Source organism: Prevotella sp., from assembly GCF_051059605.1.
In the GTDB taxonomy this organism is placed as follows: Bacteria; Bacteroidota; Bacteroidia; order Bacteroidales; family Bacteroidaceae; genus Prevotella.
In genome coordinates this window covers 967,949-993,254 of sequence record NZ_CP050883.1, presented here as the reverse complement: position 1 = coordinate 993,254, position 25,306 = coordinate 967,949, and the positions used below count along the sequence as shown (strand labels likewise).

At 36.8% G+C, this 25,306-nt stretch carries 18 protein-coding genes; 2 read left to right on the top strand and 16 right to left on the bottom strand.

Annotation, left to right across the window (positions count from 1 at the left end; all coding sequences use genetic code 11):
- Nucleotides 1-382 precede the first annotated feature (382 nt).
- The gene (locus HEQ28_RS03945) at nt 383-937 is read left to right on the top strand and encodes a hypothetical protein (RefSeq protein ID WP_434503878.1); all 555 of its coding nucleotides are present in this window, start codon (nt 383-385) and stop codon (nt 935-937) included.
- Between the two features lie 192 nt (nt 938-1,129).
- Here HEQ28_RS03945 and HEQ28_RS03940 read toward each other — a convergent pair whose 3' ends face one another.
- The 9 genes from HEQ28_RS03940 to kdpA form a co-directional block, all read right to left on the bottom strand.
- Nucleotides 1,130-2,536 (bottom strand): DKNYY domain-containing protein, encoded by a 1,407-nt coding sequence (locus HEQ28_RS03940; protein WP_434503877.1) that lies wholly within the window; start codon nt 2,534-2,536, stop codon nt 1,130-1,132.
- Nucleotides 2,537-2,631: 95 nt separating this feature from the next.
- Nucleotides 2,632-4,002, bottom strand: a complete 1,371-nt coding sequence (mnmE, locus tag HEQ28_RS03935; protein WP_434503876.1) for a tRNA uridine-5-carboxymethylaminomethyl(34) synthesis GTPase MnmE — start codon at nt 4,000-4,002, stop codon at nt 2,632-2,634.
- Nucleotides 4,003-4,881, bottom strand: coding sequence for a nucleoside phosphorylase (locus HEQ28_RS03930; RefSeq protein WP_434503875.1), 879 nt, complete (start codon nt 4,879-4,881; stop codon nt 4,003-4,005).
- A gap of 10 nt (nt 4,882-4,891) precedes the next feature.
- Complete coding sequence (locus tag HEQ28_RS03925; RefSeq protein WP_434503874.1) at nt 4,892-6,049, bottom strand: hypothetical protein; 1,158 nt, start codon at nt 6,047-6,049, stop codon at nt 4,892-4,894.
- Nucleotides 6,050-6,177: 128 nt separating this feature from the next.
- Nucleotides 6,178-7,656, bottom strand: a complete 1,479-nt coding sequence (locus tag HEQ28_RS03920; RefSeq protein ID WP_434503873.1) for a sensor histidine kinase — start codon at nt 7,654-7,656, stop codon at nt 6,178-6,180.
- 22 nt (nt 7,657-7,678) lie between these two features.
- Nucleotides 7,679-8,815, bottom strand: a complete 1,137-nt coding sequence (locus HEQ28_RS03915; RefSeq protein WP_434503872.1) for a sensor protein KdpD — start codon at nt 8,813-8,815, stop codon at nt 7,679-7,681.
- A gap of 10 nt (nt 8,816-8,825) precedes the next feature.
- Nucleotides 8,826-9,413 carry a potassium-transporting ATPase subunit C gene (locus tag HEQ28_RS03910; protein ID WP_434504420.1) on the bottom strand — a complete coding sequence of 196 codons (588 nt, stop codon included), beginning with the start codon at nt 9,411-9,413 and terminating at the stop codon, nt 8,826-8,828.
- A 50-nt stretch (nt 9,414-9,463) separates the two neighbouring features.
- Nucleotides 9,464-11,506 carry a potassium-transporting ATPase subunit KdpB gene (gene kdpB / locus HEQ28_RS03905; protein WP_434503871.1) on the bottom strand — a complete coding sequence of 681 codons (2,043 nt, stop codon included), beginning with the start codon at nt 11,504-11,506 and terminating at the stop codon, nt 9,464-9,466.
- An 11-nt stretch (nt 11,507-11,517) separates the two neighbouring features.
- The gene (gene kdpA, locus HEQ28_RS03900) at nt 11,518-13,224 is read right to left on the bottom strand and encodes a potassium-transporting ATPase subunit KdpA (protein ID WP_434503870.1); all 1,707 of its coding nucleotides are present in this window, start codon (nt 13,222-13,224) and stop codon (nt 11,518-11,520) included.
- A gap of 455 nt (nt 13,225-13,679) precedes the next feature.
- Between kdpA and HEQ28_RS03895 the strand changes: the two genes are divergently transcribed.
- Nucleotides 13,680-15,071 carry a sigma-54-dependent transcriptional regulator gene (locus tag HEQ28_RS03895; RefSeq protein ID WP_434503869.1) on the top strand — a complete coding sequence of 464 codons (1,392 nt, stop codon included), beginning with the start codon at nt 13,680-13,682 and terminating at the stop codon, nt 15,069-15,071.
- Nucleotides 15,072-15,086: 15 nt separating this feature from the next.
- Here HEQ28_RS03895 and HEQ28_RS03890 read toward each other — a convergent pair whose 3' ends face one another.
- The 7 genes from HEQ28_RS03890 to HEQ28_RS03860 form a co-directional block, all read right to left on the bottom strand.
- On the bottom strand, nt 15,087-15,455 hold the full coding sequence (locus HEQ28_RS03890) for a DMT family protein (protein ID WP_434503868.1): 369 nt from the start codon (nt 15,453-15,455) through the stop codon (nt 15,087-15,089).
- Nucleotides 15,456-17,798, bottom strand: a complete 2,343-nt coding sequence (locus tag HEQ28_RS03885) for a bifunctional dihydroorotate dehydrogenase B NAD binding subunit/NADPH-dependent glutamate synthase (protein ID WP_434503867.1) — start codon at nt 17,796-17,798, stop codon at nt 15,456-15,458.
- A 101-nt stretch (nt 17,799-17,899) separates the two neighbouring features.
- The gene (gene serS, locus HEQ28_RS03880) at nt 17,900-19,192 is read right to left on the bottom strand and encodes a serine--tRNA ligase (RefSeq protein ID WP_434503866.1); all 1,293 of its coding nucleotides are present in this window, start codon (nt 19,190-19,192) and stop codon (nt 17,900-17,902) included.
- A gap of 81 nt (nt 19,193-19,273) precedes the next feature.
- Entirely contained in the window at nt 19,274-20,938 is a 1,665-nt protein-coding gene (locus HEQ28_RS03875; RefSeq protein WP_434503865.1) for an AMP-binding protein, read from the bottom strand.
- A 57-nt stretch (nt 20,939-20,995) separates the two neighbouring features.
- On the bottom strand, nt 20,996-22,663 hold the full coding sequence (locus HEQ28_RS03870) for an AMP-binding protein (RefSeq protein WP_434503864.1): 1,668 nt from the start codon (nt 22,661-22,663) through the stop codon (nt 20,996-20,998).
- A 167-nt stretch (nt 22,664-22,830) separates the two neighbouring features.
- On the bottom strand, nt 22,831-24,078 hold the full coding sequence (locus HEQ28_RS03865) for an ABC transporter permease (protein ID WP_434503863.1): 1,248 nt from the start codon (nt 24,076-24,078) through the stop codon (nt 22,831-22,833).
- A 4-nt stretch (nt 24,079-24,082) separates the two neighbouring features.
- A complete protein-coding gene (locus HEQ28_RS03860) occupies nt 24,083-25,288 on the bottom strand; it encodes a pyridoxal phosphate-dependent aminotransferase (protein ID WP_434503862.1) in 1,206 nt (401 codons plus the stop codon).
- Nucleotides 25,289-25,306 lie beyond the last annotated feature (18 nt).

Sequence of the window (25,306 nt, the reverse complement as noted above, 5' to 3'; positions counted from 1 at the left end):
GGAAGAGAAAATATACATGGCTAAGATAAAAATGTAAAATAATCGTCTGAGAATCAATAATTACTAAAGAATACTTGTTTGATTGAAATAAATAGGTTATTTTTGCGATGTTATACTTCAATAAAGTGATGATTAAGTAGTTAAATGATAACTAAACATCATCTAAGTGATATTTAAATATAAAGATTATGGTGGATCTGTATGAGTATTCTACACCAGAACTTACCTGATCGTACGGACGAGAAGAAAGTGCAACGTATTCGTCTTCTAAATAGGGAGTTATGGTCTGACAGAGACAACCATAATCGGATATCTGAAAGAATGAAATGAGTTGGAGTAAAATATTATCTAATTCTTTAACTAATAATTAATTGATAGAACTATGAAATATGATGAATTAGCCATCGTTGGACTCCCAAAGAGTTTCAAGATATATAAAGCAGTAGATTATCTATATCCAAATGGAGAACCTGATAATCCTGAAGAAGTCTTATATGACGAATATTTTGAAGAATGTGACGAAGGAGAGGAGGCAAGTATTGTGTTTAAGTATAACGAATCAGCAACAGGTGTATCTGTAGTTTATAATTCTACAGTAAACGCTTTAAATCTATGGCTTTCACCATGGGCAGTTGAAGCCGATGTGCTGTTGTATGTTGCATTCATTAATGAAATTTTGAAGAAACATCCTCGTGCTAAGTTGTATGATAAATATGATATTATCAAGAATCTGACCGATGTTGAACTTAATCGGATGCTGGCAGATAGAAGAAATTATTTGAAGCGTTTGCTTCAAACCAAAGATGGTTTCACGATGGAGGGAGTAAATAATGATTTCACTCTTCAAGTTGCTCACCTTCGAAAAGCCGCCTCAATTGATATGCAGGTAACAGAACTGCAACAAGTGTTCACCAAAATGCAATGGGAAGAAGAGTAAGTGGATTTGGATTAATGTAAGAACACTACCTATCATAATATGCAGTTGGCGTGAGCGAACAAATGCAGTTAGCTCATCATCATCCTGCATAGCCATCTAAATATGATGGTAAACGCCATCTTCTTCAAACACTTCTTTTGTAAGTGCGAGCACATGTTGGTTGTATCTATTGAAATTATGTCAATTACTATGTTAATTGTGTTCTACTTTCATTTTTCCCATGCGGTATTTCCTAATAAGTGGAGTTGGATGCCCTTCGTAGTAGCGATTCTTGTCAAATGCGAAAGCCACTTTGTTCAGACCGTCCCAGCCGCAGACGAATGTTGCATAATCAGCATCTTTGAGTAGAGTATCCTTATGGAAGATATTATTAGCATCTTTTGCGTAGTCATAATCTTTATTGTTGTCTGCAGCTGAACCTTCATATAGATAGAGTGATGGCAGCGCATCAAATGATTTTGCATCAGCACCTTTCACGATTTTATTTTTCCAATACACTCTCTTCTGGTCTTTACTCCAATCTCCATAGGCTATATTCGTGAGATGTTTGATATTTGTACCTTCTGGCATCTTCAAAAAATCATGGGTATAGAAATTCTTTCCATCTACATAGAAGTTTTTATTCTCTTTTGCAACTTTCAATTTATTGTAGTCTTTTACCTCTGTTGCTTTATTTTCATAATAGACACAATTTTTGTCCTGTCCAAAATAATAACCTTGAGCGAAGGTGTGAAAGGTTGCAGGATCTGCTCCTTCTACAATTTTTGTTTTGAAATATACATGGTAGATGTCTTTGGCATATTGTTCGCTCAGCCCCTTAAACGACTTGTAGTCTCCCACAGGAATGGAATGAATCTCATAATTCTCAGTATGATCGTCAGTGTAGTAGATATAATTTTTGTCTACACTCCAGTTATTATAACCTGGGCGGAACGACTTGTAGTCTGAAACGTGAAATGGAATCCCATAGCTATAATAATCTTTCCCGTCACATGCTATGTTTGCATTCGACATTTTGAAAGTCTTAGGGTGTGCCTTCTTCATGATCTTTCCTATATAATATACATGATTTTTGTCGGCAGAATATCCCGTATTTTTCCCGATAAGATGAAAGGTTGCAACATCTCCACCTTCTATTTTCTCAAAACAGTAATACACATGTTTATTGTCAAGTGCGTAACTTCCTTGATAATCTTTCCCGATTTTTCTGTAAGAGAAGAAGTCAGAACCATAGGGTCTATCCTCTGATAAAGGACTCATAGCAATTAAAACACAAAGTAGTAATGATATTAGTGGTAGGCTTGAAATGAGATAGAAAAGATAGGGCTTTACCAGTTTCTTAGATATCCGGCTTGCAACGATAATGAGAGGTAACAGATAAAATGGATAGCCAAACACGATTAATGCAAATCCATGTCGTGCAATTTCACCAAACAAAGGCAGAGTTGGCTTATCGAATGCAAATATTGATACTAATGCCACTATCGGCCAGAATAATAGCAAAGAAATCAGGATAATGCTGAATAGCTTCTCTTTGCTAGTAAGCTTTCCACCCATAATTCTGTTTGTCCATGATAGTTTTTCTGTTGTCTCTTTCATAGTAAGTTCTACTTTTATTTCTTATCTATTCACCACAGGACGCCTGATAAACGACCATGCGTTCAAGTGTTTTTTAGCCGTTGAGTATCAGATATTTACTTTCCAATACAGAAATGTTGGAAGATATTCCCTAATACTTCATTAGGGGTGATTTGACCGCCTGTGATTTCTGATAGCTGTTCAAGACATATACGAAGATCCTCACTTATTAGGTCACCACTTAAATCGGCTTCCATTGCATCTATCACACGAGTAATGCTTTCGTTGGCACGAGTTAATGCCTCATAATGACGGGCACTCGTTACGATTACAGAATTCTCGTTAATCTCTGGAATGTTGGCAGCTTTGTATAAAGCTTCTTCCAGTTGTGATATGTTTGTACCCAACTTTGCAGATATTTCAAGATGTTGTAAATCGGATGCTATTGTTGTGAGTTGATTGATAATGTCGGTTGCTGAATTATTATTGTCAATCTTATTAATAATAATAATCAGGTTCTTATCTGCGCAACGCTCTTTAATATTTTCGATTTCGTCTGACGATGGGATAGAGTCGATTAGCCATAATATTATTGTAGCTTCATCAATCTTCTTGAATGTACGTTCTATACCAAGTTGCTCAACCTTATCTTCCGTCTGACGTATACCAGCAGTATCAATGAATCGGAATGTTATTCCGTTTATCTCAGTTGTATCTTCGATTACATCGCGAGTCGTACCATGAATATCGCTTACTATAGCTTTGTCTTCGTGAAGAAGTTGATTGAGTAGAGTGCTCTTTCCTACATTTGTCTTACCAATGATAGCAACAGGTATTCCTTTTTTCAGAGCGTTACCTGTTTCAAATGATTTTGCTAATGTTGTTATGCGCTGATGAATCTTCTGAGCAAGTTGCATTAGTTCGCTACGATCAGCAAACTCTAATTCCTCATGATCAGAAAAATCAAGTTCAAGTTCCAATAGCGATGTTATTTTCAGTAGTTGTTCTCTAAGAATAGATAACTCGCTACTGAAATGTCCCTTCAACTGACTAAGTGCCATTTTATGGGATGCGCGATTGGTTGCTGAAACAAGGTCAGCAACAGCCTCAGCTTGGCTAAGGTCCATCTTGCCATTAAGATAAGCACGCTTTGTATACTCACCAGGTTCTGCTTGACGACAGCCTGCGTCAATGAGAGTGTGAACCACCTTATTGAGTATGTAGGCTGAACCATGACAAGATATCTCTGCACTGTCTTCACCTGTATAGCTGTGAGGCGCACGATATACAGAAACTAGTACATCGTCAATTGTAGAACCTTCTTTATCAATTATCTCACCATAATGTAATGTATTTGGTTTTGCCAAAGATATATCCTTGCTGAATATACTATTGGTGATACTAATTGCTTCAGGTCCTGATACTCTTACTATTCCGATTGCACCTCCAGCAGGTGTAGCCAGTGCACAGATATTGTCGTTATTCATTTAAATTCTTTCAAGTACAAGTTTTATTAATCCATCAATGGTATTCTTATAGCCAGTGTTTGCTTCCTTAGCACGACGGTTAGCTATAACCATACAGCATGTAAGTGCTTTATGTCCCATCAATGCAGAAAGGCCAGCAACGGCAGAACTTTCCATTTCGAAGTTTGTGATATTCAAGCCATTATATTCAAAGCTTTCAACCATCTCATTCTGGTCTGGATCAGCCAAAGGAATACGTAGCTCTCTGCCTTGTGGACCGAAGAAACCACCGCATGCGATAGTTACACCTCTTACCATATCTGCACCTGCAACGCGATCTAGTAATTCCTTGTCAGCATCAATTACATAAGGTGCACACAATAGGGGATTCCAATCCATGTGCTTCTTGAATGCTTCTTCAAGTTTCAGGTCGCAAACTTCATTACGTCCAGCATAAAAGTTGAGTAGTCCATCAAATCCAATACTCTTTACGCTTGCAATATATGTTCCTGTTGGAGTATTCTCCTGAAGACCGCCACATGTGCCGATACGTACAAATGTAAGTGTACGATGCTCTGGCTTTTCATGTCTTGTTTTGAAGTCAATGTTTGCCAATGCGTCCATTTCGTTTAAAACAATGTCTATATTGTCACATCCGATACCAGTACTTTGTACTGTCATGCGCTTTCCTTTATATGTACCAGTTATAGAGTGGAATTCACGGCTCAGAACATCACATTCCTGTTCATCGAAGTGTGATGCTACAAGACTTACACGACCAGGGTCACCAACAAGGATAACCTTGTCTGCAAGTTGTTCTGGTTTAAGGTGCAAGTGAAAAACACTACCGTCTTCATTGAGAATCAGTTCTGATTCTGCAAAATATTTTTTCTCATCCATAGTTAATAAATTATTTGATGTTTTCGTTATTTCTTATTTCTTTTTCAAGTTTTGATATCTCATCATATAGTTGCTCATTATACTTTTCTGCCTTGATAATCTTATCGTATAATGACTTTTTAGCGTTAGCATTTGATATCGCATATTTATCACGCATTAAATCCAATTGATGTGCATCTTGTTCCTGCTCAGAGATCATTTGTATAAGTTTGCTATATTTCTGTCTGTTGCTAGTAGAGAATTCTGAAATACTGTGATATGTTGTATTGTCGTTTATTACAAAGTTTATATCCCCATTATTCTTTGCTGTAGCATTATTGCGGTTAATCATAGCTTTCAGTCTAGCAAGGGCAACATTGCGATCTCCAAATTTCCAAGTCTCTGATATAGAATGTATTGTAGCCATTCTATTCAACTGTTTCTCGTTAAGATTTTCGCCTGTGAAGTTTAGTCTTTCTTTTGTAGGTACAAAAGTATAAATACATACTTTCCCTTCTGGTTGATTACGGTCTGTAACAAGCCATCCCAATTGGTCGAAGTCATCTATAGCAAGCAAATAGTCATTAGCTGTAGAGTTGAAAGGAAGTCCATAATTTTCAGGAGGAAAGAATGAATTTTTATCGCTGTTGTATCTTGTCATGAAAATATCATAGCCTCCGATACTATTCTTGCCTTTAGCGGCAAAAAACAATGTGACTCCGTCACTTTGCAGAAACGGGTATAACGGCATCTCGTAGTTTTTGTCAATAGAGTTGATGCTCGTTGGAGCAGACCACTTATCGCCAATCTTATCTGTAGTAAAAATATTAGTCTGTAATGAATCGCCATCAGCGAAAATGGCTCTATTGCCAAATCCGTTGATGTAAACAGTATTGTTATTACTTGTTTTCTTATCGAAGAATTTATTTGAGTATTCTAATCTACCAGATTCCTTATTTAGTGGAATTTGGCTTAGAAAATCGTTTTTACTTACTACGGTGCTGTCAATAAACATAATCTTGGCTGTAGCAGGCACCAACTGTTTCATCAAATCAAGATTTATTGCTTTCTTATCAGATGTGATGCTTATAGTAGCTTTAGCCTTGACAACACGCTTTGCTGTTTGCGCATTTACAGTTAATATGGCTAGCATTGACGCTGCTAAAAGATATTTTGCTTTCCTTTGCATTTTGTTTATTCCTTTATAATATAAGAGAAGTCTTTATCCTTCACACTTACAAAATTACAAAATAAATTTCAAAACGCCATAATAATTGTATAAATTGTTGTTTGAATTATCTATTCCTACAAAAGACGTTATACCTCTAGTGTTACAGTGAATGTACTACCGCTGCCTATTTGACTGTCAACGGTGAGTGTGCCTCCATGTGCTTCTACGAAATCTTTAGAGATAGAAAGTCCAAGTCCACTTCCTTGTACCTTTGTGCCAGGAACGCGAAAATAATGATCGAATATACTTTGGTGATATCTCGGATCAATACCTTTTCCAAAGTCACTTACATATATTTGTACGTGGGAGTTATCTTGTTGTTGTGCGCCTATTATTACGCGTGCATTTTCTTGAGAATAGCGTATTGCGTTTGACAATAGATTCGTCACAACCCATGCTATTTTCTCGCTGTCAACAAACAATTTTGATATGTTATTATCTTTTGGGTATTCAACTTCTATAGAAATATTGAATTTCTCTGCTTGAACTCTATTTGCTTTTATAGCATAATCTATTAATTCAATAGGTCGTGTTATACGTGGTTTCAGTTGCAATTTACCAGACTCAACCTGAGTCATGTTTAGCAGTTCGCTAGTGATACTAAGTAATCTTTCACTATTCTGTTTGATGTCATCAGTTAACTCAGCTTGTTCGTTGTTGAGTATTCCAATGCGTGAGTCCTCAAGTAATTTCAGGCTCATCATAATGGCAGCAATAGGAGTCTTTAGTTCATGTGATATAGTAGAAATAAAAGTGGTTTTTGCAGAATCACGTTCCTTAAATTCGGTCACATTCTTAAGCATAATCATGTGACTCCTTTCATCTTTTTCGTTATTGCCTTTTTTATTTACGATTGTGATATACTTAACTTGGAAATAACTTTCTTTTTCATCAGAATAAATCTTGAGAGGTATTTCGTTTGTCTGCTTATTCAGAGATGTGGAATTGTCTATATAACTTTCCTTTTTATCCAAGTCTCTTATTAATTGTCTGAGTAAGTCATTGTTTATAGACAGTTGATTTGCTGAATGTCCAATAGCATCATTCCGTGAAATGTTAAGTATAGAAAGTGCTGCGTCATTAATGAAAATGATATTTTTATTATTGTCTAGGGTTATTATTGGTTCTGTGATGCTGTTGACGAGTGTTTCCATATACTTTTTAGCAGCAATAAGCTGAGAAATAGAACTTGCGTGATATGCTGCAAGCCTTTCTGCCATAATATTGAAATTGCGAGAAACATCGTCAAATTCTTTTGTACCATATAATTGCAGCCTTCTTTCATAATGCTGAGACGCAATATCCTGAATAGCATTCAATAGTTCTTTTATAGGACGAGCTATAGAAGAGGGGAATGATATCCATATTCCAATACCAGTGAAAATACATATAGCGCCAAGCATGGTTATCCAGAATAGGGCACGCTCCATACCAGGACCTGCTGCCGGACTTTCTGGGTCGGTAGCGGTGAGTATTTGCACATTTATTACAGATACGACGACAAGAGCGAATGTCATCATCACAAGTAATCCTATTACGAGTGTGAGTTTTGTCTTAATATTCATAATATTGTATTTTTTTGTTTTACTATGCAAGTATAATCAAATCTATTCTTTTTTTAGCAAGAAATTGTAGAAATTTGCGATATTTCCTTATTTTCATTATTGTAGAAGGCATTTTAAAAGATGGTCGTCCAAGACAAACTGTTGTTATATTTCGTTGTATGCACAATGCTTCTATTTCTTTTATTACGTCACTGGATGAAGCTTGTATTACTTCTCCACCAAGTTCTATCGTAAGTTGAAAATGATTTAATACATGTCGTTGTGACGCTAAGCTCACTCTGTCGGGACTTTCAGATGGACGGCGTACGTAGAGTGTACAGAATGTTGAGTTATGCTGGGCTGCTATTCTTGCTGCACGACGTATGATGTGGCGTGGCGTCAAAGCATTGCTGCTTATGCATGCTAGTATAGAATGCGATTCTACATTATTAGTTCGTGATATATCATTTTGTGCCTTGTTAGCAACTCTAAGTGCAACTTCTCCAAGTGCAAGTGAACGTAGTTTTAGTATATTCTCTGTACTGAAAAAGTGATTTAGTGCAGTTTCTACCTTAGCTTTGCCATATATTTTTCCTTCACATAATCGTTGTCTTAGTTCTTCGGCAGTAAGGTCAATATTTACTATTTCCTCTGCTTCACTGAGAATGCTATCAGGAACAAGTTCTCGAATTTCGACACCTGTAATTTTTCCAGCTTCCTCGCTAATGCTTTCAATGTGCTGGATATTTACGGCTGTTATAACATTTATACCAACATTTAGCAACTGTTCAACATCCTGCCAGCGTTTTGTATTTTTACTTCCTGGTAGATTGGTATGAGCCAATTCATCAACAATAACGACCTCAGGATGTTGCATGATAACATTGTCCAGATCCATTTCTTCAAGTTGCTTCCCTTTATAGAAAAGCTTCCTACGTGGTATAACAGTAAGTCCGTTGAGTAAATTTTCCGTTTCACGTCTTTTGTGAGTTTCAACAAACGCTATCTGCACGTCAATTCCTTGTTGTTGCATATGATGAGCATCTTTAAGCATGCGAAAAGTTTTACCTACACCGGCGATCATGCCGATGTAGATTTTTAACTTTCCGCGTCTTTGCTTTCTTATGATGTCAAGAAAGTGTTGTGCAGCCTTGTCGTTATCGTTATAAGTATCGTTCATAATATCAATGCTATTTGTTATCTAACATGATGTTTAACTTTAATACATTTATCTTCTCAGGTCCAAATATACCGAGCAAAGGGTGTTGTACACATTTGTCTACAATTTGTTTTACAGATTTCTCAGACATCCCACGTGCCATAGCGACTCGTTTGATTTGCAAATAGGCACTTTGTAATGAAATATCTGGGTCAAGACCAGAACCACTGGCAGTAACCATTTCAGCTGGGACATCATTATGTTTGATGTATGGATGAGCTTTAAGAAATTTCTCACGTCGTTGTTCTACCTTTTTCAGATACTCAATATTTGATGGTCCAGCATTACTTCCTGCAGAAGAAGATGCATCATAGCCACTTCCTGCACTTGAAGGTCGGCCCCAAAAATATTTGTTGCTATGAAACTCCTGTCCAATATTTGCAGCACCTACAATTTTATGTGACTGATCTTTATTTTCTGCTTTAGAATATACAACTTCAGCTTTGCCACTGTTAGGTGAGGCTATTCGTGAAAACGTCCAAAGTACCAATACATATCCTATGCCTAGCAAAAGGCAAAAGGCTATTGTGAGCCTAAATGATTTTATCAAGCCATTTATCATGCTCTTTATATAAACGATCTTCATAATCTTATTTATTAATTATTATCCTATAAACAAAGTCCTACAATCATATCAATTATCTTAATACCTATAAAAGGCGCAACAATTCCACCTAATCCATATACTAATAGATTTCTTCGTAGTAATGCAGAGGCTCCGATAGGTCTATATTTAACACCTCGCAATGCTAAAGGAATAAGTAACGGGATAATGATTGCATTAAATATCACAGCAGATAAAATAGCACTTTCGGCACTGTGTAATCCCATTATATTGAGAGTTGACAATTGTGGAATTGCAACCATGAACAGTGCTGGCACGATAGCGAAATATTTTGCAACGTCATTAGCGATAGAGAATGTTGTGAGAGTTCCGCGTGTCATTAACAACTGTTTTCCTATTTCCACTATTTCTATAAGTTTTGTAGGATCGTTATCCAAGTCTACCATATTACCAGCTTCCTTAGCAGCCTGTGTTCCGCTATTCATTGCAACGCCAACGTCAGCTTGTGCCAATGCCGGTGCATCATTAGTTCCGTCGCCCATCATTGCCACTAGTTTACCTTGTTGCTGTTCATTGCGAATATATCTCATCTTGTCTTCAGGTCTAGCTTCGGCAATAAAATCATCAACGCCAGCACGTTCAGCTATGAAAGCAGCCGTGAGAGCATTGTCTCCAGTAACCATAACTGTTTTGACACCCATTTTGCGTAGTCTATCAAATCTGTCTTTTATTCCCGGTTTAATGATGTCTTGTAATTCAATGACTCCGGCTATCTTCTTATTTATGCTTACCACAAGTGGAGTACCGCCCATCTTCGTGATAGTTTCAATGACAGTTTGTGCAGTATTTGGGAAAATGCCTCCTGCGTTTTCTGTAATTTGTCTCATCGTGTCAAAAGCTCCTTTACGGATTTCATTGCCATCAGGTAGATTAATGCCAGAGCAGCGTGTTTCTGCAGTAAAAGGAATCATCTTTGCATGGATGATTTGTTTTTGATCAATGCTTATTCCCATTTTTTGGCCCAATTCAACAATAGATTTTCCTTCAGGAGTATCATCACTTGCCGATGAGAGGACGCAAAGATTTCCAAATTCTTTATCACTGAATCCTTCTACTGGGTAGAAATGCGTAGCTCTTCTGTTGCCAATAGTTATGGTGCCGGTCTTATCAAGTAACAGTGTGTCGATATCACCAGCTGTTTCAACAGCTCGTCCAGATTTTGTTATTACATTTGCTCTCAGTGCACGGTCCATTCCAGCAATACCTATTGCTGAAAGTAAACCACCGATTGTTGTTGGTATGAGGCATACAAATAATGATATTATAGCCGCAATACCTATTGTAGTGCCAGAGTACCAAGACATTGGAACAAGTGATATGCACACAATTATAAACACAAGAGAGAAGGTTGATAATAATATGGTAAGAGCAATCTCGTTAGGTGTTTTTTGTCTTGATGCACCTTCAACTAGTCCAATCATTTTATCCAGAAAACTTTCTCCAGGACGTGTCGTTACTTTTACACGTATGTGGTCACTGAGTACGATGGTTCCACCAGTAACAGAACTGCGATCACCTCCAGACTCTCTTATTACAGGAGCAGACTCACCAGTTATTGCACTTTCATCTATTGAAGCCATACCTTCAACAATTTCTCCATCAGAAGGTATAATGTCACCGGCTTCGCAAACAAACTCATCTCCAAGTTTCAATAGAGAACTGCTTATAGTTCTATATGTATTACCTTCAATAAGTTTTGCTGGTGTTTCCTCTCTGGTCTTTCTCAGACTGTCAGCTTGTGCTTTACCTCTAGCTTCTGCTATGGCTTCTGCAAAGTTGGCGAACAGTAGTGTCATGAATAGTATTATAAACACAGCTATATTATATCCTGCATTTCCAAGAACTACAGAATCGTTTGTTGTTGCTGAAGTAACTGTTACTACAGCCATTATAGCAGTGCATATTTCAACAAGAAACATTACTGGATTCTTGATCATAGTTTTTGGATCAAGTTTCTTTATAGCTTGCCAAACACTATTTTTTACCATTTCCTTATTGAAAAGGGAGGTCTTATTCTTATCTTTCATATTTTAGTCCTTTATATACTTAAATATTCAGCTATCGTACTTAATGCGTGAGCAGGAAAGAAAGCTAAAGCGGCAATAATGAATATAATAACGAAAGTCATTATTCCAAAAGTCAATGTGTCTGTACGAAGAGTTCCAGCACTTTCTGGAATGTATTTCTTTTTTGCAAGCAAGCCTGCGATTGCAACTTGTCCTATTATAGGAATGTATCTTCCTAAAATCATAACTAAGCCACATATAATGTTCCAAAACCATGTGTTATCTTTCAGTCCTTCGAATCCAGAACCATTGTTAGCGGAAGATGATGTAAACTCGTATAGCATTTCGCTCAGTCCGTGATAGCCTTGATTGCCTAGCCATCCTCCTTCTCTTGATACAAATTCTGGTGCTTTTACAGCGAGCCATGCAGCCAAACCTGTTCCTGCTAAAATCAAGAAAGGATGGAGTAGTGCCATAAGAGAAGCTATTTTCATCTCTCTAGCCTCTACTTTTTTACATAAGAATTCAGGGGTACGCCCGACCATGAGTCCACTTATGAATACTGCTATGATTATGAATGTGAAATAGTTCATCCAACCTACGCCGACACCTCCGAACCATGAATTTATCTGCATGTTAAGCATTTCTACCATACCAGATAGAGGCATCATGCTGTCGTGCATTCCATTAACGGAACCATTTGATGTTGTGGTTGTGGAAACACTCCATAATGCAGTTGCTACAGACCCAAATCTCACTTCTTTCCCTTCCATAGCTCCAGTATGCTGGCTTATTCCCATAGAGGTCAGTCTTGGATTGCCTTGCATTTCCTGATGAACATTTATGAATACACCTACAAGGTAAGCAAATAGCATTACACCAAAAATGCTAAATCCTAATTTGCGTTTCTTTACATAAAAGCCGAAGGCAAAGACCATTGCCATAGGAATGAGCATTATAGCGATACATTCTACGGAATTAGTAAGATATGTAGGATTTTCTAATGGATGTGCTGAGTTTGCTCCAAAGAATCCACCTCCGTTTGTTCCAACTTGTTTTATTGCCACAATAGCAGCTGTTGGTCCTTGTGACACATTCTGAACTTTACCTTCAAGAGTATTTACTTCCATTTTTCCATCAAAAGTCATAGGAACTCCTTGTAATATAAGGATAAATCCTATTATTAATGACAATGGTAGTAGGATGCGTGTTATGCTCTTGACAAGAAAATTCCAAAAATTGCCTATTGTATTAGTTGTCTTGGCAGCTAAAGCTTTCATTATTCCTGCCATGCATGCCATACCTGTTGCTGCTGTGACAAATTGGAATAGCATTACAACTGCTAACTGAGTGAAATAAGTTAGTCCACTTTCACCGCTATAGTGCTGTAGATTACAGTTTACAAGAAAACTTATAGCTGTATTGAAGGCCTGATGTATTGTTTGGCCACCATTCCCATCTGGATTTAATGGTAGATATCCTTGGACGACAAGTAGTATTAAAGCCCAGACAAACCAGAATAGGTTGATTGTAAGCATTGCCCTAAGAAATGTCTTCCAGTTCATTTCTTTGTCTGGATTTATACCGCCGACTTTATAAATCAACCTTTCTACAGGTTTTAAAAAGTCGAGGTAAGTCTTTTCGCCTTTATATACACGCGCAATATATTTACCTAATGGATAAGCTAAACTTATCATTATTACTATTTGCAATATCGCACCCCAAATTTCTGTTCCCATAATTTTAGAGTTTTAAAATTTTTCTGGTTTTATCAGTACATATATCATATAACAGAACATTATAATACTGATGATAAACATAATTAAATACATAGTCTTTTCTTTTTTAATTAAATCTTTTCAAACCATTTAATACATTTATAAAATACACCAAAGCATGTTATCCCGCAAAGCATACATGCAAGTAATTCAAAAATAAGTGTAGTCATTTTATTTTAAATTATTTATTATTCTTATTACGAAAACTGTGCCATAATTGTTTTTATTTTTGTAATCTATTGTATCATAATGCTTTATATGTATATAGTTAAATATAAACATTAGTTTTAGACCTTGCCAAAATGAAAGACTTGCCATACCAAAATGAAAAGCTATATACATTAGATGCAATAATGTTTTTATGTTTGTAAAATTATTCCTACTTTTGCAATAATACAATAAATAAACCAGACTATATGAATACATTACTGATAATAGATGATGAACCAATTATTCGCAAACTTCTTTCGCGAATGATGGAACTGGAAGGTTATGAAGTGTGGCAAGCTGTAGATTGTACTCAAGGAATGAGACAGGTTCAGTTGCATAAGCCACAAGTCGTGCTTTGTGATGTATTTTTGCCAGATGGCAACGGTGTTGATATGGTTAAAAAAATTAAGCAGGAGACACCTCTCGTCGAGGTAATTCTACTTACTGCTCATGGAAATATAGAAGATGGTGTTCAGGCAATTAAGAATGGTGCATTTGACTACATAACAAAAGGTGATGATAATAATAAAATTATCCCTATTATCAGCAGGGCTATGGATCAAGTCAACAGTCAGCATAATTTAAATAATGACTTGTCTAAGATTGAGAAAAAGCCATTACAGGTTAATTCTTTTGATACAATAATAGGTAATTCTGAAACATTACTTCGTGTAGAGGAATTGGCGCGTAAGGTTGCTGATACAGATATTCCGGTATTACTTACAGGTGAAACAGGAACAGGTAAGGAAGTGTTTGCACAGGCTATACATAACGCTAGTTCGCGTAGTAAGTTTCCTATAGTTGCTATTAACTGTTCTGCATTTAGTCGTGATTTATTGGAAAGTGAGCTATTTGGCTATCGTGCCGGTTCATTTACTGGAGCGATGAAAGATAAAAAGGGATTGATAGAAGTAGCAAATCATGGTACGCTATTCCTAGATGAAATAGGAGAGATGGCATATCAGCTTCAAGCCAAACTATTGCGTGTACTTGAATCAGGTGAATATATAAAAATAGGGGATACTTCTCCTTCACAAGTTGATGTGAGAATTATTTCAGCGACAAATCGTGATTTAAAGAATGAGATAATAGCTGGTAATTTTAGGGAGGATTTATTTTATCGTCTTTCTGTTTTTCAAATACATTTACCTGCATTGCGTGAGCGTCGTGAAGATATACCTTTGTTGGCGAAGTCATTTCTAGCACGATATTCAGAAAAGCTTGGTAAACATATAGACGGAATGTCATCAGAATTTGTGAATGCTATTACAAATGCTGAATGGCATGGAAATGTTCGTGAGTTGAAAAATGTTATTGAACGTAGTGCTATTGTTTGTGATTCAAGCCTTACATTGCAAGATTTACCATTTGATTTGCAGGTTCCATATTCATCTTATAATTCGTCTTCGTTAAATACAGATATACAAAATTCAGATGATGCTAAATCTTTTGATTTTGAATTAGCTGAAATTGAACGTAGACATATTGTAAGAGTTCTTCAACACACCAACGGAAACAAAACAGAAGCTGCAAGACTATTGAAAATAGGTCTTACAACTCTTTATCGAAAAATAGACGAATATAAGCTTAATAAATGAGATTCATTAAGTGAATTACTTCATGAATACAAAATACACTGCAGCTATCAAACAGATAAATGCGGCTAAATGATTCCAATGAAGTCCTTGACCTTGAAACATTACATTAGCTATAAGTGCGAATACTATGAGGGATATAACCTCTTGAATTACTTTTAGCTGAATGAGCGTAAAGGGACCGCCATTATCAACAAATCCTATTCTGTTTGCTGGTACTTGACAGCAGTATTCGAAAAATGCTATCGCCCAACAAAATCCTATAACGCCAATTAGGGGCCAACTGCTGCTGACCCCTGTTTGTTGTAATTTTAAATGTCCGTACCAAGCGAATGTCATGAAGACATTACTGCATATTAATAGTAAAATGGTATATATTGCGTTCATTTATCCTTTTAATTCTTTTGCCATGTTAGCAGCGGCTCTTCGTCCGTCACCCATAGCCAATATTACTGTGGCACCACCGCGAACGATATCACCACCTGCATAAATATTATTTCTACTTGATTTCATATTATCGTCAACGACGATTGTATTCTTGCGACCTAGTTCTAGCCCTTCGATACTCTTAGGAACTAATGGGTTAGGAGAGACACCAACAGCAACAATTACCTGATCACATTCTAATGTGATGGTTTGTCCAGTAGTCTCAGGACGACAACGACCGCTTTGGTCTGGTTCGCCTAATTTCATCACATCAAGTGTGGCTGCCTTAACAGCACCATTCTCATCAGCGATATATTCTTTTGGATTGTGTAATGTCAAGAAATTAATGCCTTCTTCCTTAGCATGTTTTACCTCTTCCAATCTAGCAGGCATTTCAGCTTCACTTCTTCTGTATACTAGTGTTACGTCTGCACCAAGTCGTTTGGCAGTACGACATGAGTCCATAGCTGTATTTCCACCACCAACAACGATAACGTGCTTACCGATATTGATAGGAGTGTCAGTACGTGGATTAGCTGCGTCCATAAGGTTTATTCGTGTCAGATATTCGTTACTCGACATGATGTTGAGTGCATTCTCTCCAGGTATATCCATGAAATTAGGAAGTCCTGCACCGGAACCAACAAAGATACCTTTGAAGTTCTTATCTTCAAGATCTTTTACGCTAATCGTTTTTCCGATAATACAATCAGTTTGAAAATGGACACCCATTTTCTTAAGATTTTCTATTTCGACATCGACAATCTTGTTTGGTAATCTGAATTCAGGAATACCATATTTCAAGACACCACCTATTTCATGCAAAGCCTCAAATACATATACGTCAAAGCCCATTTTTGCCATATCACCTGCAAAACTTAGTCCAGAAGGACCTGAACCGACAACAGCAACTTTAATTCCGTTTAAAGGATCCATTTCTGGTACTGTAGCCATACCGCTTTCACGTTCATAGTCAGCAGCAAATCTTTCAAGGTATCCAATAGCAACTGCTTTTTCACCCATTTTAAGATGAACACATTTGCTTTCACATTGCTTCTCTTGAGGACAAACTCTACCACATACAGCTGGTAGGGCAGAAGTACTTTTGAGTACTTTAGCTGCTCCAAGGAAATTCTCTCGTTCTATATTTTTTATGAATGATGGAATATTAATGCTTACAGGGCATCCTTCTACACAAGATGGTTTAGCGCAATCAAGGCAACGATGAGATTCAAGGACTGCCATTTCTTTAGTAAGACCGATGTTGACTTCTTCTAATCTTGTCTTTGCACGATATTCAGCATCAAGTTCTGGCATCATAACACGCTCAATAGAAGTGCGTTCTTTAGGTTTCATTCCCTTGCGTAGTTCTAAACGCCAATTAGAATTTCGGTCAGTCAAGCTTTCGATACTCTCTGTTACATCATTGTGAATATCATTGTTTGTTTTGCAAGGTTCGCATACAGACTCATTAGTTGAAGAAAGATGTTCTGCATAGTGCTCCATTTCTTCCTTTTCAGCGTTCTTGAATGTTCCCATTCGCTTGAACATTTCATCCCAATCAACCAGTGCTCCATCAAATTCAGGACCATCAATACACACGAATTTGGTTTTTCCTCCAATTGTGAGTCGACATGCACCGCACATTCCTGTTCCATCAACCATAATGGTATTAAGAGAAACATCTGTAGAAATGTTATATTTTTGGGTGAGCATACAACAGAATTTCATCATGATAGGAGGACCTATAGCAAAAACTTTGTCAATATTCTCTTGTTTGATCAATTTCTCGATGCCAACAGTGACTACTCCTTTTTCTCCATAACTTCCATCATCGGTCATTATGATAGTCTCGTCAGATGAAGCTCTAACTTCATCTTCCATTATAATAAGATCACGATTTCTTCCTGCAAGTACAGATAATACTCTGTTGCCTGCTTTTTTCAATGCACGAATAATAGGTAGCATAGGCGCAACACCAACTCCGCCACCAGCACATATTACTGTACCAAAATTTTCAATATGAGTAGGATTACCAAGAGGACCAACGACATCAGCAATAGAATCGCCTTCGTTGAGATTACATAGTTTTGTAGAGGAAAGTCCAACCTTTTGCACAACTAATTTAATAGTACCATTCTCAATATTAGAGTCTGCTATTGTAAGCGGCATGCGCTCACTATTGTTGTCTACTCTGATTATGACAAAGTTTCCGGCTTTTCTGCTTTTAGCAATTAAAGGGGCTTCGATGTCAAAGCTGAATACTTTCTCAGAAAACTGTTTCTTGCAAATAATCTTATTCATTGGGTATCAGTTAATATGAATTGATAATAAGTTATAGTTTTATAAAAGATAAATTCAGTATCGCTGATGGTATATCAATCAATACTGAATTTAGTTATTTTTTAGTCAAAGTTCTTATCATCTAAGTACTCGAAACCACAGTATGGCACAAGAACCTTCGGAACTTTTATTCCATCTGGAGTTTGGTTGTTTTCTATTATTGCAGCAACTATTCTTGGAAGAGCAAGAGCAGAACCATTGAGTGTGTGGCAAAGTTCTGGTTTCTTTGTATCAGAACGGCGGAAACGGCACTTCAATCTGTTTGCTTGATAGCTTTCAAAGTTAGATACTGAAGAAACTTCCAACCAACGTTTTTGGGCAGCACTCCATACCTCGAAGTCGTAGCATATTGCTGAGGTGAAACTCATATCACCACCGCAAAGTCTCAATATATGGTATGGCAATTCAAGTTTCTGTACCAAACCTTCAACATGTGCTAACATCTCTTTCAGAGAATCATAAGAATGCTCAGGTTTGTCTATACGTACAATTTCTACTTTGTCAAATTGATGCAAGCGGTTAAGACCACGAACATCCTTACCATAAGAACCAGCCTCACGACGGAAACAAGCTGAATAAGCACAACGCTTAATCGGAAGTTGAGTCTCGTCAAGGATTACATCACGGAAAATATTTGTTACAGGAACCTCAGCTGTAGGGATTAGGAACAAGTTATCTAAGTTTGCGTGATACATTTGTCCTTCTTTGTCAGGTAACTGACCAGTACCGTATCCAGAAGCCTCGTTAACTACATAAGGTGGTTGAACCTCTAGGTATCCAGATTTGCGTGCTTCGTCAAGGAAGAAAGCTTCAAGAGCGCGTTGGAAACGTGCCATTTTACCTAGATATATAGGGAAACCTGCACCTGTAATTTTTACACCGAGATCAAAATCAACAAGATTATATTTCTTAAGAAGATCCCAATGACAAGGTGCGTCTTCAGGAAGATTAGGCTTAATACCACCTTCCTTTACGACAACGTTGTCACAAGCATCTTTACCTTCTGGAACATCATCATTAGGAATATTAGGAATGGTAAGAAGAACATCAGTCATATCGCTTTGAGCCTTATCCATAATTTCGTTCAAAGCCTTGTCAGCTGCTTTCAGATCAGCAACCTTATTCTTTATATCTTCAGCCTCCTCTTTCTTTCCGTCTTTCATAAGACTTCCAATTTGCTTGGCAAGCTGATTTTGTTGTTGCTTGTTGCTGTCAAGCTTCTGCTGAGCGTCACGACGTAGCTTGTCGTATTCTAAAACTTTATCTATGGCCTCACGTGCACCTGTGAAGTGCTTCTTCTCAAGACCCTTAATAACACGTTCAGTTTCCTCACTGATGAGTTTAAGTGTAAGCATAGCTTGTTATATTTTATTTATTGTTTACTATTATGACCGCAAAGATACAAATTTTTCGTCAATAACAAAAGCAAAAACGTTCTATTTCTGGTAGAGGTAACGCTTAATACTTTTTTTAGGAGTTTTTTCAAACTCTTCTTCGTAAATTCTTATTGCAGCAAGTCTACAGTATGATGGCTGCATCTGATTGAGTTCATTACGATTCTGTTCCATAATGTTCTCCAAATCTTCTTTTGAAAATCCCATATTCTTGGCCTCATCATAGTCTGGATGTACAAGTCCAATCAATTTATCACCCTCCTGTATAACGACACTCTCATTAACCAAAGCTAATGAATTAAGTTTGTCCTCTATCTCCTCTGGATAAATGTTTTGTCCACTTGCTCCTAACAACATATTCTTAGAACGTCCCTTAATAAATACGTTTCCGTCAGCATCCATTGTTCCTAGGTCTCCAGTATGATACCAACCATCCTTATCAATTGTTTGGCGTGTTACTTCCTCATTTTTATAGTAACCAAGCATGACGTTCATACCTTTTGCTAATATCTCTCCTGGAATATTTTCAGGGTCAGAACTATCAATTCTCACTTTCATGTTTACGACAGATCGGCCACAGCTTCCTGGTACATAGTCCTTATAATCTGCATAGCAAATGATGGGTGCGCATTCTGTTGCTCCGTAACCAACAGTATATCTAAACCCAATTTGGTGCATAAAACTTTCTATTTCTTTATTGAAGGCAGCACCTCCAACGATAACTTCATAGAATTCACCTCCAAATGCATTAGAAACTTGTTCACATATCTTATCACGCACTTTTTTTGCGATAACAGGCATATGAAGAAGCATTCTCATGCGGTTGTTTTGTATTTTAGGAAATACTTTTTTCTTGATTATCTTTTCAATCACAAGTGGTACACTTATGATGATTTTTGGTTTTACTTCACTAAAAGCCTGAGCTATGATTGCAGGACTTGGTATTCTTGTCAAATAGTAAATATGACAGCCTTTTATGAATTCAAATAAAAATTCAAATGACATTCCGTACATATGTGCCATCGGCAGAATACTAATTACACTGTCACCTGGTTTTAAGGCTTTGCCAACAGCTTCTTTTGCAAAGAAGACGTTACTCCAAATAGCACGATAAGGAATCATTACTCCTTTGGAGAAACCTGTAGTTCCACTAGTGTAGTTTATAAGTGCAAGTTCGTTAGGATCTTGCTCTATATAATAGTTAATATGCTCTTTTCGGAAATACTTTGGGTATTTCTTTCCGAACATTTCATTAAGATGCTCACGAGCATAGGTAAGTTTATCTGTACGCGATAATACTAAGGAATAGTCTGGAATATATATGATTCCTTCAAGTTCTGGCATTTTTGTTGCATCTATCTGGGTTGCAACTATATCACCAACAAATAAGAGCTTTGCTTCACTGTGATTAACAATGTTGTATATCTGATCTGGTGTAAACTCATGAAGTATTGGCACAGCAACAGCTCCATAGGTTAAACAAGCAAGAAAAGCGACAGCCCAATTTGCGCTGTTACGACCAGCTAAAGCAATTTTGTCGCCTTTTTTGACTCCACAGTTTTCAAACATGATGTGAAGTTTTTCTATTTTTCTTGCTACATCGTGATATTGTAATGTTGAACCTTTAAAGTCCGTCAATGCATCTTTTTCCCAATTGTCAATAATTGACTTTTGTATTAGATTGTTGAAGCTAGGTATTTGTTCCATAATATTGTTTTTTGTCGTTTGTTTAAAGTTCTATAATATTACTATAGAACGCTATATTTAAATAGCGTTCTGATAGAGATATCTTTTTATACTCTTTTTAGGAGTTTTCGCAAATTCTTCATCAAGTAGTTTTATTGCTGAAATCTTTGCGAAAGATGGTAACATTGCGTTGAGTTCTTTTCTGTTTTGTTCCATTATATTCTCTAGGTCTTCGATTGAAAACCCCATAGAATTAGCTTCGTCGAGGTCTGGATGTACCAAACCAATGAGTCGGTCTTCGCGTTGAACTATAAGGCTTTCGTTAACCATTGCCATCGAATTCAACTTATTTTCAATTTCTTCTGGATAAATATTTTGTCCATTAGAACCAAGTAGCATATTCTTTTTTCTTCCTCGTATAAAAATATGGCCTTCTGCATCCATTGTTGCTAAGTCACCAGTGTGAAACCATCCATTGTCATCAATGACAGCATTAGTTGCTTCTTGGTTTTTATAGTAACCTGTCATTACGTTAAGTCCGCGAGTAATAATCTCACCAGGAATGTTTTGATGGTCTTCACTTAAGATTTTTACCTCCATGTTTTTGACTGCAGTTCCGCAACTTCCACCAGCGAAGTCATTCCAGTCACTGAAAGTAATCATAGGAGCAGTTTCTGTAGTGCCATATCCCACTGTGATAGGAAAACCTATGCTTAATAAGAAATCTTCTATTTCTTTGTTAAGTCCGGCTCCACCAACAATAATTTCATACATATTACCGCCAAATTCAGCTTTCACCAATTCAAGAATCTTTTCTTTTACCTTTTTGTTAATCACAGGCATGTTGATAAGAAGCTTCATTATGTTTGTCTGAATTTTTGGAAATATATTTTTTCTTATTATTTTCTCAACTATCAATGGTACAGAAATAATCACTGCAGGATGTATATCTGTAAAAGCTTCTTGTATAATAGTTGGGCTTGGAAGTCGTGTCAGAAAGTATATATGATTGCCAAGGCAGAATTCCAATATAAACTCACATGACAAACCATACATGTGTGCCATTGGTAAAATAGCCATAACATCACAATTAGGCTTTAGTTTTGAACCAATGACATCTGAAAGGAAGTCGTAGTTGCTTGATAATGCACGATAGGGTAGCATAACACCTTTTGAAAATCCAGTTGTGCCACTAGTGTAATTTATCATAGCTAATTCCTCTGGGGAATCTTCATGATAATTAATATGTTCCTTTCTGAAAAATTTAGGATATTTATGTCCGAAGATCTCATTAAGATGTTCACGCGCATAAGTTAGCTTTTCTGAGCGAGATAATATCAGTGAATTATCTGGTATATAGATGACACCTTCAAGATTAGGCATCTCTTCAGCATCAATCTGTGTAGCTACAACGTCACCTACAAATAATAACTTTGATTCGCTATGATTAACTATATTATAGATTTGCTCAGCTTTAAATTCGTTTTGAATTGGAACTGCTACAGCTCCATAGGTGAGTGTTGCAAGAAAGGCTACAGCCCAATTTGAACTATTACGTCCGCATAGAGCTATTTTATCTCCTGTTTTAACCCCACTGTTCTCAAACATAATGTGTAACTTTTCGATTTTTCTAGCCACATCATGAAATTGAAGAGTTGTTCCTTTGTAGTCTGTCAGAGCATCTTTCTCCCAATTGTTGATGATGCTCTGTTCTATGTACTTGTTAAATTTAGGTACTGAATTCATTGCACAAATTTCAAATTTGTGTGCAAAGATAGCTACTTATCTGCACAATTCAAAACTTATTGTGCACTTTTTGTTTTCTTAGGCATATTTTTTTGCATAAAATTAAAATGCAAGAATTTTAGACAAAAAGAATGTTCTATTTCTCGGATAAATAGTATTATTTTGACCTACTCGTATCTCATTGATTTTGCCGGATGTATGTGTGATATCAAGTAACTTGGTGCGATAAGCACAAAAATACTAATTAAAAGTGTAGCGACATTTAGAACAATGAATATAGGAATATTAAATTCAACAGGTACAGTACTAACATAATATGTCTGCGCATCTAGTTTTACCAGCCCTGTGAAATATTGTAATGAAATGAGTCCTAAACCTATACAATTTCCGATAATCATACCTTTTCCAATTATAAAAGCAGCAAACCACATGAAAGTATGTCTGATAGTCTTGTTTCTAGCTCCAAGAGCTTTTAGAATGCCTATCATAACTGTTCTTTCTAGAATTATTATTAGTAGCCCTGAAATCATTGTTACCCCTGCTACAGCAACCATCAATCCAAGTATAATCCACACGTTTAAATCAAGAAGATCAAGCCAAGAGAATATCTGAGGGCTTATATCTCTAATAGTCTTAGAACTATATGTCTCACCATATTTGTCGGTTGTCCTATTTACTTTCTTAATAAATTGGTTTTCTACTTCGTCTACTTTATTAAAATCGTTAACAGTAATTTCTGCACCTGTAGTCTGATCATCTTGCCATCCGTTTAGCTTTACTGAAGTGTACAAATCTGTAAAGCAAATAATGTTATCGTACTGTGACAAGTTTGTTTCATATATACCCTGAATAGTAAAACGCCTTGTGCGGACGCCATTACCATCAATGAAATATGCAAATATTTTTTGTCCTGTTTTCAGATTTAACTTGTTAGCAATACTTCTTGATATAAGAAGTTTATTACTACTTGCTGAGTCACTGAATTTAGGGATACTACCTTCTTTAAGGTTGCTATGTATGAAAGTTGTGTCATATTCAGGGCCAACACCTTTGAACAAAACACCTAAGAAGTCTTTGTCAGTTTTTAAAATACCCTGTTTCACAGCATACCGTTGGACATGCTTTACACCCGACGTTGATTTCAATGCGTTCAGCATAGAATCACCCATTTGAATGGGGTAGGAATCTGATGTCTGAAGAGTCATGAAATTAGCAACTTGGATGTTGCTGCCAAATCCTATGACTTTATCACGTATAGTATGCTTGAACCCAAGCACAACGCTTACCGAAATTAGCATAACGGCGAGTCCTATAGCAACACCTGCGGTGGCTATACTTATGGCTGGGCGTGAAACTTTTTGTTTCTCGCCTTTGTCACCATATATTTTTTTTGCAATGAAAAGAGGTAAATTCACTTTTCTATTCTTCTGTTGTTCGTCCTGGATAATCTTCCAAGGCTTTTCTTAATACTAAAAGTGCACGTTCTAGGTCAGGCTTTTTAAGTACATAAGCAATTCGTACTTGATTAATTCCTGCTCCTGGAGTTGTGTAAAAACCTGCAGCAGGAGCCATCATAACCGTTTCGCCTTCATAATTAAATTCTTCTAGACACCATTTACAGAATTTCTCACTATCATCAACAGGTAGTTTTGCTACTGTATAAAATGCTCCCATTGGTATAGGAGAGTATACTCCTGGAATTCTGTTTAGTCCGTCAATTAGACATTTGCGTCTTTCTACATATTCGTCATATACATCACGATAGTATTCTTCTGGTGCATCTAGTGATGCTTCTGCTACAATTTGACCTATAAGAGGTGGTGACAGGCGAGCCTGACAGAATTTCATAACGGCTTTTCTGACTTCCGCATTCTTGGTTATCAGGGCTCCTATACGAATTCCGCATTCAGAGTATCGTTTTGATACAGAATCAATAAGAATTACGTTATCTTCAATGCCTTCCAAATGGCAAGCACTAATATAGGGAGAACCTGTGTATATATATTCTCGATACACCTCATCCGAGAAAAGATACAAATCGTATTTCTTAACAAGATCACGAATTTGATTCATTTCTCTCCTTGTATAAAGATATCCAGTAGGGTTGTTTGGATTGCAAATCATGATGGCACGTGTGTGCTCATTAATAAGTTCTTCAAATTTTTCAACCTTAGGAAGAGAAAATCCTTCTTCAATTGTAGTTGCAATAGTTCTGATTTTTGCACCGGCACTAATAGCAAAAGCCATGTAATTAGCGTATGCTGGCTCTGGTACAATAATCTCATCTCCTGGATTCAGACAGCTCATGAATGCAAAGAGTACAGCCTCGCTACCACCAGATGTTATAATGATGTCATCAGCAGTTACGTTGATGTCATATTTTTTGTAATAATTTACGAGCTTCTGCCTGTAAGTCAGATTGCCTTGGCTTGGTGAATACTCCAATACCTTGCGGTCTACTGTCTTTAATGCGTCAAGACCACATTGAGGTGTAGGTAAATCAGGCTGACCAATGTTCAGGTGATATACCTTTATACCGCGATTTTTAGCAGCGGCTGCAAGTGGTGCCAATTTTCTGATTGGCGACTCTGGCATTTCTAATCCGCGAACTGATATTTCTGGCATTTTATTCTTTTAATTGTG